The following is a 12469-nucleotide window of genomic DNA, read 5'->3' as shown; positions in this document are numbered from 1 at the left end:
TTCGCAAAACCCTCAAAGCAACCGTTCAATGGCAGAATCTCCTCAACTTGATCGTTTTGGAGAACACCATGCTTCGTGCGTTTGAACGAAGGCTCGACCCCTTTCCTCCTGACGAGGTACCACCGCCACCCGACGGCCTGGCTCGCTTCCTGTGGGCGTGTACGCGGGGCGCCCGCGGTTACATCCTTGCGCTTGTGCTGCTCAGTGCCGCTGTGTCGATTTACGAAGCCTGGCTGTTTTCCTTCCTCGGGCAGGTCGTAGACCTGCTCTCGACCTGGCAGGCAGGCGGTGAAGCGGCTAAGCAGGAAAGTCGCGTGTTGTGGGGCATGGGCATCGTAATGGTGACCAGCGTCGGGCTGGTGGCGTTGCGCACCATGGTGCAGCACCAGATATTGGCGATTAACTTGCCGTTGCGGCTGCGCTGGGACTTCCATCGCTTGATGCTGCGGCAGAGCCTTTCGTTTTTTTCCGATGAGTTTTCCGGCCGGGTCACTACCAAGGTGATGCAGACGGCGCTAGCCGTGCGCGACGTGCTGTTCACCCTTATCGAGATCGCCCCCGGGATCGGGGTGTATTTCATCGCGATCATCGCACTGGCCGGCGGCTTCGCCCTGAAACTGATGCTGCCCTTCGTTGCCTGGGTCGTGTTGTTCGGGCTGGCCATGCTGTACTTCGTGCCTCGCCTGGGGAAAGTCGGGCAGGAACAGGCCAATGCGCGGTCGATGATGACTGGGCGTATCTCAGACGCCTACACCAACATCACGACGGTGAAGCTGTTCTCCCACTCCAATCGTGAAGCGCACTTCGCGCGTGCAGCAATGGAGGATTTCAAGCAAACCGGATTTCGCCAGATGCGCCTGGTCAGCCAGTTCGAGATCGTCAACCAGGCGTTGGTGGTGGCGTTGATCATGGCAGCCGGTGGCTATGCCCTGTGGCTATGGCACCAGGGTGAGGTCGGCGCAGGTGCCGTGGCGGCAATCACCGCCATGGCGTTGCGTATCAATGGCATGTCGCACTGGATCATGTGGCAAATGACCTCGCTGTTCGAGAGCATCGGCACCGTGCAGGATGGCATGGCAACCTTTACCCGTGGCCCAAAGGTGAAGGATGCGCCGGGTGCGGGCGTGCTGGTGACCTCCGGTGGCGCGGTAACCTTCGATAAGGTGAGCTTCAACTACAACGGCGAACGTCAGGTGCTCGATGGCCTGAGCCTGAGCATCCGCCCGGGCGAAAAAATCGGCCTGGTTGGCCGCTCTGGCGCCGGAAAATCCACGCTTATCAACTTGCTGCTGCGCTTCTATGACGTCGACAGCGGGGAGATTCGCATCGATGGCCAAAACATCGCACACGTGACGCAAGATAGCTTGCGCAGCTCCGTCGGCATGGTCACGCAGGATACCTCCCTGTTGCACCGTTCCATTCGCGACAACATCGCCTACGGCCGTCCCGATGCGACCGACGCGCAAATCCGCAACGCCGCGGCCAATGCCCAGGCCGATGAGTTCATCAGCCAACTGAGCGACCGGCAAGGTCACACCGGCTACGACACCTTAGTGGGCGAGCGCGGCATCAAGCTTTCGGGCGGCCAGCGCCAGCGCGTCGCGATTGCCCGGGTGATGCTCAAGAACGCCCCGATCCTGCTTCTTGACGAGGCCACCAGCGCGTTGGACTCGGAAGTCGAAGTGGCCATTCAGGAAAGCCTCGATGAAATGATGCAGGGCAAGACCGTGATCGCGATAGCCCATCGGCTGTCCACGATTGCGGCCATGGACCGGCTCATCGTCATGGATGACGGACGCATCATCGAACAGGGCACTCACACCGAATTGCTTGGGAATAACGGCGTCTATGCGCGTCTGTGGCAACATCAAAGCGGAGGGTTCCTGGGGGAGGATAACGGAGTGGTCGAGGCTATGGATCAGGCGTGAGCGTGAAGGGGGCGCAGCAGGCGGGGGGGCGAAAGGGGAGGGTCACGACCATTGGCACTCGACAAGGGCTGCTCTGCCCCAGGCAGTGCCGGTCGCCTTCACGCTCAATGCTGCGTAACTCATATGTCAGCGATAATGCTGGCTTAATTCAGATACGGTGATATCGCCCGAATCAGGGCCGTCGGCAGGCCGTTGAGACCATGCATTCAATTGTAAGAGCCATTTGCAGCGACTACACTCCAGCCCATGAAACGCTATCTGCGGTTTTGTATCATCTTCATGATCAGCTTGACGCTTCCCCTCAGCGGGATGGCGGGCGTTCAGGCACCGACAGAGCCTTGCCCAATGCAGACGATGGGCATGGCGATGATGGACGACATGGGGATGGATTGCTGCAACGATATGAAAAGCCCGACAGAGCATGGCAAGCCCTGCAAGCCGGGCCAGGAATGCAAGACAGGCGGCATGCTGCAAGTCTCGATCCTCAAGCCCCCTGTAACCGTGTTCAGCCCCGTAGTGGTTTCCTTCTTCAGTGATTCCCTGCCCGTACAGACCTCGTCCGGGGTATGGCGACCGCCTCGCGTTTGATTCCTGTCCAACATTGAGCCTCATTGCGCATTAGCGGGATGGACTGGCTGCGCGCATGTCTTTTGACGCGTGCAGTGGATGATCACAGGAATCGTAAACATGAACTCCAAGTGCTATTGCACAGGTTGGTCCCTCGTGGCCGGTCTGGCGGCAAGCGTACTGGCATTGCCGGGCTTCGCTGCCGCATTGACACTCGATGAAGCGTTGCGGCTGGCTGAAAACAATGCACCGTCGCTGACCGCACAAGACGCCAAAATTCAGGCTGCCAGCAGTGCGGCTATTCCAGCGGGTGAATTACCTGACCCCAAGTTGCTGGCAGGTGTGCAGAACTACCCCATCGGCGGCCCGGATCGCTGGAGCATCGACCAGGACTTCATGACCATGCAAATGGTCGGGGTCAGGCAAGAGATGCCCAACAGTGACAAGCGCAAAGCGCGTATTGAGGTCGCCGATGCGGCCGTTGATCGAGCTGCGGCAGAGCGTCGAGTCGAACGCCTGAAGGTACGCCAGTCCACGGCGGTGGCCTGGATCAGCAGCTACTCGGTTGAGCGCAAAGATGCGCTGTTCCAGGACTTCTACAAAGAAAACCGCCTGCTGACCGATACCGTCCGCGCCCAGATTGCCGGTGGCCGTGCTCAACCCGCCGATGCGGTGACGCCCAAGCAAGAAGCGGCCCGACTGGCGGAGCAACAGGACGATCTGGTTCGCCAGCGCGTGCAGGCCCGAGCGGCCCTCAAACGCTGGATTGGCTCCGCCGCCAACGACAAGCCTGTGGGCAGCTTGCCGGAGTGGCCTGTCGATCCCTCAAGCTACGCCCATAAACTGCAACACCACCCCGAGTTGGCAGCGTTTGCGCCGATGACCCGCGAAGCGCAAGCCAAGGTTCGTGAAGCCGTGTCGCAGAAGCAGTCGGACTGGAGCTGGGAACTGGATTACCAGCGCCGTGGTCGTGAGTTTGGCGATATGGTCAGCGTGCAATTTTCCTGGGACTTGCCGCTGTTTCCTGACGCCCGGCAAAACCCGAAAATCGCAGCCAAACAGGCCGAACTCAGTCAGCTTGAGGCTGAGCGCGTTGCCCTGTCACGCGAGCACACTCAGCAACTGGAAAACGAACTGGCTGACTATGAGCGCCTGAGTCGTGCGGTAAGCCGCAACCAGGAAAGCCTGTTGCCACTGGCCAGGGAAAAGGTCGAACTCAGCATGGCCAGCTACCGTGCCGGCAAAGGCGATTTAAACGCCGTTGTTGCCGCCCGACGTGAACTCATCGAGGCCCGCCTCAAACAGATCGACGTGGAAGAGCAGCGAGCGCTGACCAGTGCGCGTCTGTTTTTTGCCTATGGGGAGTCCAGCCAATGAACCTTGAAAAATGGAGCGGGGCACTGCTGGCAGGCATCTCGCTGGCATTGGGTGTTGCCGGTGGCTACTGGTTCGCTCACCAGCGCATGAACGGAGTACCAGGTACCGCTTCGGAGCAGAGCCTTAATTCACCGGATGAACGCAAGGCTCTGTATTGGTACGACCCCATGTACCCGCAGCAAAAGTTCGATAAACCGGGTAAGTCCCCCTTCATGGACATGCAACTGGTCCCCCAATACGCCAGTGGCGTCGGGGATCGTGCGACCGTCAGTATCGATCCGAGTCTGACCCAGAATCTCGGTCTGCGTTTTGCGACTGTCACTCGTGGCGTCTTTGAGTCCAGCCTCGAAGTAACCGGTGTCCTGGCGTTCAACGAACGTGATGTCGCTGTGATCCAGGCACGCACCCCGGGCTTTGTGGAGCGGGTCTATGCTCATGCACCCGGTGATGTGCTCAAAGCCAACGCGGCATTGGCGGATATCCTGGTGCCGGAGTGGGCGGCCGCCCAGACAGAGTTTCTTGCCCTCAAGCGCAATGGGGATGCCGATCTGTTGGCTGCGGCCCGCCAGCGACTGAGGCTCACAGGGATGCCGGCTGCGCTGATCACTCAGGTAGAGCGCAGTGGCAAAGTCCAGCCGAACCTGATCCTCACCAGTCCCATCAGCGGCGTGCTGCAAGAGCTGAACGTACGTGCGGGTATGACCGTGGCGGCTGGCGAGACTCTGGCACGCGTCAATGGCTTGAGCAGTGTCTGGCTCGCCGTGGCCGTTCCGGAATCGGATGCCGGAGCCATCACTGTGGGGCAGGCAGTCGAAGCGCGCCTGCCTGCCTTTCCAGGGGCAACGCTCAGTGGCAAGGTCAGCGCGATTTTGCCTGAAACCAATCCGGACAGTCGCACGCTTCGCGTGCGGGTGGAACTGCCCAATCCAGATGGGCGCCTGAGACCAGGTTTGACGGCGCAGGTCCGCCTGAATCGTACAGCTGAGCAAAGTGTATTGTGGGTGCCGAGCGAAGCGGTGATTCGCACTGGCCGACGAGCCCTGGTGATGCTCGCCGAAGATGCGGGCCACTATCGCCCAGTGGAGGTGCAACCCGGGCAGGAAAGCGATGGCAAGACGGCGATTTTGAAAGGTCTGGGCGAAGGTCAGAAGGTGGTTACGTCTGGTCAGTTCCTGCTCGACTCGGAGGCGAGTCTCAAGGGCATCGTTGCAAGCTCGGAGGAAGAGTCACCACCCAGTGCGGCCGCCGCCAGTTTTCATGAAGCGGATGGGCAGATCGTTGAGATCAACGACAAAGACGTCACGCTCGCCCACGGTCCCTTCAAGACGCTGGGCATGCCTGGCATGACGATGACGTTCCCACTCGCCAGTCCGGCGCTGATGCAGGGCCTTAAAGCGGGTGACAAGGTTCGGGTCGCGGTGAGCCAGACCGACGATGGTTTGCGGGTCGAGCGCCTGGATAAATCGGGGGGTCAGCCATGATTGCCGCCCTGATTCGTTGGTCGGTGGCCAACCGATTCCTGGTGCTACTGGCGACATTGTTCGTCACGGCTTGGGGTATCTGGTCGGTGCAGAGCACGCCCATCGATGCGCTGCCAGACCTCTCCGATGTGCAGGTGATTATCCGCACCCCTTATGCAGGACAAGCGCCGCAGATTGTCGAGAATCAGGTGACCTATCCGTTGGCCACCACCATGCTCTCGGTGCCGGGCGCCAAGACCGTGCGTGGTTATTCCTTCTTCGGTGACAGCTTTGTCTACGTGCTGTTTGAAGACGGCACTGACTTGTATTGGGCTCGCTCGCGGGTGCTGGAGTACCTGAGCCAAATACAAAGTCGGTTGCCGGCCAGCGTCAAGCCGGCGTTGGGGCCGGATGCGACGGGAGTGGGCTGGATCTATCAATACGCACTGGTGGATCGCAGTGGTGGACACGATCTGGCGCAACTACGCGCGCTTCAGGACTGGTTTCTCAAATTTGAACTCAAGACGCTGCCCAACGTTGCGGAAGTGGCGACGGTCGGCGGGATGGTCAAGCAGTACCAGGTGCAGCTTGATCCGCTGAAACTGGGCAGCCTCGGTATCACTCAGGCTGAGGTGACCGACGCTATCGGCAAGGCCAATCAGGAAACCGGTGGGGCGGTGCTGGAGATGGCAGAGACCGAGTTCATCGTGCGGGCTTCCGGCTACCTGAAGACACTCAATGATTTTCGGGCGATTCCACTCAAATTGGGTGCGGGTGGTGTGCCGGTGACCCTTGGCGATGTCGCCACAATCCAATCGGGACCGGAAATGCGGCGTGGCATCACCGAGCTCGACGGCGAAGGCGAGACGGTCGGTGGCGTGGTGATTTTGCGCAGTGGCAAGAATGCCCGCGAGACCATTGCAGCGGTCAAGACCAAACTCGACGAACTGAAAAGCAGCTTGCCGGCCGGGGTGGAAATCGTCACCACCTACGATCGCAGCAAGCTGATCGATCGTGCGGTGGAAAATCTCAGCCACAAGCTCATCGAGGAGTTCATCGTCGTCGCCTTGGTCTGCGGGGTCTTTCTCTGGCATTTGCGCTCATCGCTGGTGGCGATCATCTCTCTGCCGGTGGGGGTGCTGATTGCCTTCATCGTCATGCGCTACCAAGGCATCAACGCCAACATCATGTCCTTGGGCGGAATCGCCATCGCCATCGGCGCCATGGTCGATGCCGCCGTGGTGATGATCGAGAACGCCCACAAAAAAATTGAAGCGTGGCACGTGGCCAATCCTGGAGAGGAACTGAAGGGTGAACATCATTGGCATGTGATGACCGAAGCCGCGGCTGAAGTGGGGCCAGCGCTGTTTTTCTGTCTGTTGATCATCACCCTGTCGTTCATACCGGTGTTCACCCTGGAAGCACAAGAGGGGCGACTGTTCGGCCCATTGGCTTTCACCAAGACCTACGCCATGGCCGCAGCGGCGGGATTGTCAGTGACGTTGGTGCCAGTGCTGATGGGTTACTGGATTCGGGGGCGAATTCCCAGTGAACAACAGAACCCGTTGAACCGGTGGTTGATTCGAATTTACCAACCAGCCCTGGACGCAGTCTTGTGTCGACCAAAGATCACGTTGCTGGTGGCGCTGTTGGTTTTTGTCAGTGCGTTATGGCCAATGTCGCGTTTGGGTGGCGAGTTTCTCCCCCCGTTGGACGAGGGCGACCTGCTCTATATGCCTTCAGCTCTGCCAGGATTGTCTGCGCAGAAAGCGGCGCAACTGCTGCAACAGACTGACCGCCTGATCAAGACCGTGCCAGAGGTCGAACATGTCTTCGGTAAAGCCGGACGTGCCGAAACCGCCACCGACCCGGCACCGCTGGAGATGTTCGAAACCACGATCCAGTTCAAGCCACACGAGCAATGGCGTCCAGGCATGACCCAGGAAAAATTGGTGGAGGAACTGGATCGCGTGGTGCGCGTACCCGGTTTGACAAACATCTGGATACCGCCGATTCGCAACCGTATCGACATGCTGGCGACGGGTATAAAGAGCCCAATTGGCGTGAAGGTTGCCGGCACCAATCTGGCGGAAATCGATGCGGTCACCCAGGCGGTCGAGCGAGTAGCCAAGGACGTGCCTGGTGTCAGTTCGGCGCTGGCCGAGCGATTGACCGGCGGCCGCTATATCGACGTGGATATCGACCGCAAGTCCGCCGCTCGTTACGGGCTGAACATCGCTGATGTGCAGTCCATCGTGGCCGGTGCTATCGGCGGTGAAAACGTCGGCGAGACCATTGAAGGTCTCGCACGTTTTCCGATCAACGTACGTTACCCACGGGAGTGGCGCGACTCGCTCGGCGCCCTGGAGCAATTGCCGATCTACACCCCGCTGGGTAGCCAGATCACCCTTGGCACTGTGGCGAAGGTCAAGGTCAGCGACGGCCCACCGATGCTCAAAAGCGAGAACGCACGGCCCTCTGGTTGGGTATACATCGACGTGCGTGGCCGGGACATTGCCTCGGTGGTCGCCGATCTACGCCGGGTCGTCAGCGATCAGGTCAAGTTGCAGCCCGGTATGAGCCTGAGCTACTCAGGGCAGTTCGAATTTCTCGAAAGAGCCAACGCGCGACTCAAGCTGGTGGTGCCGGCCACGCTGTTGATCATCTTCGTGTTGCTCTACCTGACTTTTGCCCGCTTCGATGAGGCCTTGCTGATCATGGCCACTCTGCCGTTCGCACTGACTGGGGGGGCATGGTTTCTCTATCTGTTGGGCTTCAACCTGTCGGTCGCCACCGGGGTCGGCTTTATCGCCTTGGCCGGGGTTTCTGCCGAGTTCGGTGTGATCATGCTGCTCTACCTGAAGAACGCCTGGTCCGAACGTGAAGACCTCGGCGACAACACTGAACGCGGGCTGGTGGCGGCCATTCGTGAAGGCGCTGTGCAGCGCGTTCGACCCAAGGCCATGACCGTGGCCGTGATCATTGCCGGTCTGTTACCCATCCTGTTGGGCAGCGGCACCGGCAGCGAAGTCATGAGTCGCATTGCCGCGCCCATGGTTGGCGGCATGATCACCGCTCCCTTGCTGTCCCTATTTGTCATTCCGGCAGCCTATCGATTGATGCGCCGTCGGCACCTCCAATTTGTACCCACCACACCTCAAGGAAAAGTCGTATGAAACTGACCCTGATTGCAGCTGCCAGCACCGTAGTTATGCTGTCTTTTTCCGCCCTGGCAGAGGACATGCCGGGCATGAAAATGGACGGTATGGAGGGCATGCAGATGAAGCAAGAAACAAAGCAGGCTCCAGTGGCCACCTCCGACGGAACGATCAAGGCTATCGATACTACGAAGCATACGGTGACCATCTCTCACGGCGCTGTTCCAGCTGTGCAATGGCCACCGATGACCATGGCCTTTTCCGTAACGGAAGATCAGCTGACAGGACTGACAGCTGGAGACCGCGTGACGTTCTCCTTTCGGCTAGACGGCAACAAAGCCACGATTGTGTCCATTAAAAAGTAAATACCGGTGGTGGAAGTGTCCGGCACACTTTGTCGTGCCGGACATAACCCATTAAATCCACTTGTTCAGGAAAACCGGTTGAATCCACAGCTGATTTCTGCCGGTCATGAAGCCGAAATCAAGCTGAAGAACGTGCTCTGCGAACCAAACAAGCAATCGATTGGACAGCACGGTCTTGTTGATCCAGGCGAAAGGCCCGGCGGCTATAGAAGTCCACGAAGCTGAAGCTGTTTTTTTCAAGGCTGCCGAAAATGATGCTGGAAATCAGAAAGCCGGAAATTACGAAAAAGACATCAACACCGACAAACCCACCCTGTATCAAGGATGGAAAGGCATGGAGTGCAACAACAGATAGCACCGCGATAGCGCGCAGCCCGTCAATATCTGGTCGGTACTTCGGGTGACTCAAGTGCTTGTCGACCGCTGGCTGCACCGATTCGGATAAAGAGGTCATTGGTGTTCGCAGATCTGTTTGATTAAAACGCCATGCTTGGGCGCTGAGCATCGTACCAGCACCACAAATTTTTCCCGGCACCGAGTGGGTATTTTTTTGCCTGGAGAAAAGCATGCCCATCACCCAGCAGCAAGTGCTGCGGATTCTTCCGAGCGCCGGCCCAGTTGCCGGCTTTTTTGTGCCCGCGCTGAATGACGCGATGGCACGGTTCAAGATTGAAGGCCGGTTGCGTGTGGCAGCGTTCGCGAAAGCTTCTCGGATGAGTTGAAGGCAGCAGGTCTGTTCGGTCCTTCATTCTCATGGGGGGATGATGGGACGCTTACATTCGATCCTTCTATGAAGGATGAGGATATTGCAAAAGTAATGACCGTTTATGAGTCACACGATCCGGATACACCAGCACAGGAGTAGAAGGCCATTGAGTCATTTGCATAGACCGCAAATTAGATCTGCAGGCTCTGTCTCCCTCAGATAAAGTGAAGTAGTATACGCGCCACAATGGTCAAGGATTGACGCTATGCTTTTCACATCCTTTGAGTTCATTTTTGCCTTTTTTCCAGTGGTGTTTGCTGGGTTCTTCGTGATTGCCCGCTTTATTGGTCGCGAGGCGGCTGCAGTCTGGCTTGCGGCGGCGTCGGTATTCTTCTATGGATGGTGGAGCATAACCTATGTTCCATTACTCCTGGGCTCGATACTTTTCAATTATGCCGTTGGATACATAACTGCGCGCTATAGAGATAGTTTTATTGCTCTGGCCAAGGGCTCTCTAGTCATTGGTGTTGTTGGAAACTTGGCGCTACTTTGTTTTTATAAATACACCGATTTCTTTTTGGGTGAGGTTTCAAGAGCCACGGGAGCGCACCTGCCAGTATTGGATCTGGTATTGCCGCTAGGCATTTCTTTTTTTACATTTACACAGATAGCATTTTTAATCGATGCTTGGCGAGGGAAGGCGAAAGAATATAGCTTTTGGCACTATTTGCTATTCGTGACTTGGTTTCCACATTTGATAGCTGGACCAATTCTGCATCACGGGCAAATGATGCCGCAGTTTCGCGACCCCGAGGTATATCGAGTTCGGTCACGTAATCTCGCCATAGGGATTTTTCTTTTCACGGTAGGGCTAAGTAAAAAGTTGTTGCTTGCCGACCCCGTAAGTGCGTATGCGGATCCTGTATTCGATGCAGCATCCGCAGGAGAAGCGATCGGGTTTTTCATCGCTTGGACCGGCGCTCTCGCATATACCATTCAGATCTACTTCGACTTTTCCGGATATTCGGATATGGCTGTAGGGCTGTCGATGATGTTCGGTATAAAGCTTCCAATAAATTTCAACTCTCCCTACAAAGCTCAGAACATCATAGAATTTTGGCGCCGCTGGCACATGACGCTGTCACAGTTCCTGCGTGATTATCTCTATATTCCGTTGGGCGGCAATCGCCACGGGGAAACTCGACGGCTAGCTAACTTGATACTTACGATGCTTTTGGGTGGCCTTTGGCATGGGGCAAATTGGACATTTGTAATCTGGGGTGCGCTCCATGGTGGCTACCTGTGCATTAATCACCTCTTCCAAAAAATGGCAGACAAAACTCGAGTCGGTAAATGTCTGCCTAGCAGCGTGAGCGTACCGCTTAGTGTCCTCTTTACCTTCTCTCTAGTGGTCATGGCGTGGGTGTTTTTCCGAGCCGAGGATCTCCATGCTGCGGTTTCAATCGTTAGTAGCATGGCTGGTTTGCAGGCGGACGCCGCGTGGGCATCAATTTTCAAGAGCCAAAGCCCTTTTCTTTTCATTGGCTATCTGCTGGCGTCGATGGTCGTGATCTGGTGCTTCCCGAATGTATATGAAATTTTGGATCTGCTGGAAAACCGAATGCAGGTACACGGGATTGAGGGGCATAAGGTGAGCTCGGCGGTCTGCATATCCTCTGCAATCATATGTGTTGTTTTGATGGGTACCAGTATTTTGTCCACTTTTGGTACCGTCTCTTCAAGTCCATTTCTCTACTTTCAGTTCTAATCATGACCTTATTTAGAAAATTTGTAATTGCCTCTGCCGTAACTATGGCCTCTTTCATCGCGCTGTACAGCGCCGCGTTTAGTTACCAGTTTGGGGCGCCGATCCCATCCTCTTATGATTTGGCAAATTGGCTGGTTCTGAAAGAGAATTTTGCAAACGAAGCTAAAGGGCACAGAGTATTGCTGTTTGGTGACTCAAATGTTTTGTTTGGTATGGACAGTGAGACTATTGAAAAGCGTCTAGATATGCCGGTGGTAAATCTAGGGCTACATGGAGGTCTTCCACTTGACTGGCACCTTGATGTCGCCTTACGCACTGCACGTAGCGGTGACGTTGTAATCTTCCCCTTTGTTTGGGACTATTATCTTAAAGACTACCGAGTGCCGCAGGATTGGATTGTAGATCAAATCGTTGCGTGGGGTCACGGCTACTTTGAAGGGTTGAGTATTTCTAACAAGGTTAGATACATAACAGCGATTTCTCCATCAAGCCTGTACCGGAATGTCAATGCGAAATTTGATAGTGTCGAGATTTTGAGGCAGAACCCGCTGCGGGTTTTGTTGCCTCCTAAAGAAGCGCTTGAGTTTTACCGCAAAGTTTCGAATGGCCAGACAGAGTTTTCTTATCAGTACGTAAACATAAGTACTCACGGTGATATACGCAACACCTGCGGCAAACGTGCGGCTATTTATGGATCTGAGTACAGCGCTTCGAGATATTCGACAGTTGATCCGACCTCTATCGCATTACTGAAACAGACGGTAGATACGCTTAAGGCGCGAGGAGCGAGCGTGTTCGTCATCGCGCCGGTTCAGGTTGATGACGATGCGACGAGATCGGAGAAATACCAGTCGCTGCTCAGTTATATATGGGGAGAGCTAGAATCGCGCGGGATACCGGTTATCGGTAGTCCAACTGATTTCTTCTTCCCGGCCAGTTCTTTCTTTGACACAAATTACCACTTGAATTGTTCGGCTAATCAAGATCGGTCGGAGAGATTGAGCAGGCTCGTAGGTGCTGCGCTTTTAAGATCGAGCGGGAAACGCAGTCTGGCTGAGTAAAAGGGAAGACCTTCCATACTCATTTGAAATACAGCACGTATCTTAACTGCCCGCCCAGCGCGGGCTTTTTTTGTCTGGA

The 12469-nt window shown here is 56.3% G+C and carries 9 protein-coding genes and 1 pseudogene; 9 read left to right on the top strand and 1 reads right to left on the bottom strand.

Translation table 11 applies throughout. The features are described from left to right. Positions 1–68 precede the first annotated feature (68 nt). The 6 genes from AC3IT6_RS18360 to AC3IT6_RS18335 all read left to right on the top strand — a co-directional run bounded on the left by AC3IT6_RS18360 (position 69) and on the right by AC3IT6_RS18335 (position 8855). Complete coding sequence (locus tag AC3IT6_RS18360) at positions 69–1928, top strand: ABC transporter ATP-binding protein (RefSeq protein WP_489351755.1); 1860 nt, start codon at positions 69–71, stop codon at positions 1926–1928. Positions 1929–2174: 246 nt separating this feature from the next. Beyond that, positions 2175–2516: a hypothetical protein gene (locus AC3IT6_RS18355; RefSeq protein WP_489351753.1), complete on the top strand. Its 342-nt coding sequence runs from the start codon at positions 2175–2177 to the stop codon at positions 2514–2516. Positions 2517–2615: 99 nt separating this feature from the next. Then, positions 2616–3872 (top strand): TolC family protein, encoded by a 1257-nt coding sequence (locus AC3IT6_RS18350; RefSeq protein WP_489351751.1) that lies wholly within the window; start codon positions 2616–2618, stop codon positions 3870–3872. Then, positions 3869–5353: an efflux RND transporter periplasmic adaptor subunit gene (locus AC3IT6_RS18345; protein ID WP_489351749.1), complete on the top strand. Its 1485-nt coding sequence runs from the start codon at positions 3869–3871 to the stop codon at positions 5351–5353. The genes AC3IT6_RS18350 and AC3IT6_RS18345 overlap by 4 nt, the downstream gene beginning before the upstream one ends. Beyond that, positions 5350–8508, top strand: a complete 3159-nt coding sequence (locus tag AC3IT6_RS18340) for an efflux RND transporter permease subunit (protein ID WP_489351747.1) — start codon at positions 5350–5352, stop codon at positions 8506–8508. Before AC3IT6_RS18345 ends, AC3IT6_RS18340 begins: the two co-directional genes overlap by 4 nt. Next, positions 8505–8855: a copper-binding protein gene (locus AC3IT6_RS18335; protein ID WP_489351745.1), complete on the top strand. Its 351-nt coding sequence runs from the start codon at positions 8505–8507 to the stop codon at positions 8853–8855. The genes AC3IT6_RS18340 and AC3IT6_RS18335 overlap by 4 nt, the downstream gene beginning before the upstream one ends. A gap of 118 nt (positions 8856–8973) precedes the next feature. Here the strand turns inward: AC3IT6_RS18335 and AC3IT6_RS18330 are convergent, their stop codons facing one another. Then, positions 8974–9423, bottom strand: a complete 450-nt coding sequence (locus AC3IT6_RS18330; protein WP_489351743.1) for an acyltransferase family protein — start codon at positions 9421–9423, stop codon at positions 8974–8976. On the opposite strand from AC3IT6_RS18330, the pseudogene AC3IT6_RS18325 reads away from it, so the two are divergent. The 3 genes and pseudogenes from AC3IT6_RS18325 to AC3IT6_RS18315 form a co-directional block, all read left to right on the top strand. Next, positions 9422–9553: pseudogene (locus AC3IT6_RS18325) on the top strand (glycoside hydrolase family 19 protein); the annotation flags it as partial. The gene AC3IT6_RS18330 and the pseudogene AC3IT6_RS18325 sit on opposite strands and share 2 nt — an antisense overlap. 273 nt (positions 9554–9826) lie before the next feature. Next, positions 9827–11329 (top strand): MBOAT family O-acyltransferase, encoded by a 1503-nt coding sequence (locus tag AC3IT6_RS18320; RefSeq protein WP_489351741.1) that lies wholly within the window; start codon positions 9827–9829, stop codon positions 11327–11329. Between the two features lie 2 nt (positions 11330–11331). Next, positions 11332–12390, top strand: coding sequence for a hypothetical protein (locus AC3IT6_RS18315; RefSeq protein WP_489351739.1), 1059 nt, complete (start codon positions 11332–11334; stop codon positions 12388–12390). The last annotated feature ends 79 nt before the right edge of the window (positions 12391–12469 follow it).

Source organism: Pseudomonas sp. KH_017 (genome assembly GCF_057840285.1).
Note: the sequence above shows the minus strand (reverse complement) of the source record. Positions and strands in the feature narration are given on the sequence as shown.

Coding starts and splice junctions, on each gene's coding strand:
- AC3IT6_RS18360 (WP_489351755.1), top strand. CDS start 69: ATGCTTCGTGCGTTTGAACGAAGGCTCGACCCCTTTCCTCCTGACGAG.
- AC3IT6_RS18355 (WP_489351753.1), top strand. CDS start 2,175: ATGAAACGCTATCTGCGGTTTTGTATCATCTTCATGATCAGCTTGACG.
- AC3IT6_RS18350 (WP_489351751.1), top strand. CDS start 2,616: ATGAACTCCAAGTGCTATTGCACAGGTTGGTCCCTCGTGGCCGGTCTG.
- AC3IT6_RS18345 (WP_489351749.1), top strand. CDS start 3,869: ATGAACCTTGAAAAATGGAGCGGGGCACTGCTGGCAGGCATCTCGCTG.
- AC3IT6_RS18340 (WP_489351747.1), top strand. CDS start 5,350: ATGATTGCCGCCCTGATTCGTTGGTCGGTGGCCAACCGATTCCTGGTG.
- AC3IT6_RS18335 (WP_489351745.1), top strand. CDS start 8,505: ATGAAACTGACCCTGATTGCAGCTGCCAGCACCGTAGTTATGCTGTCT.
- AC3IT6_RS18330 (WP_489351743.1), bottom strand. CDS start 9,423: ATGCTTTTCTCCAGGCAAAAAAATACCCACTCGGTGCCGGGAAAAATT.
- AC3IT6_RS18320 (WP_489351741.1), top strand. CDS start 9,827: ATGCTTTTCACATCCTTTGAGTTCATTTTTGCCTTTTTTCCAGTGGTG.
- AC3IT6_RS18315 (WP_489351739.1), top strand. CDS start 11,332: ATGACCTTATTTAGAAAATTTGTAATTGCCTCTGCCGTAACTATGGCC.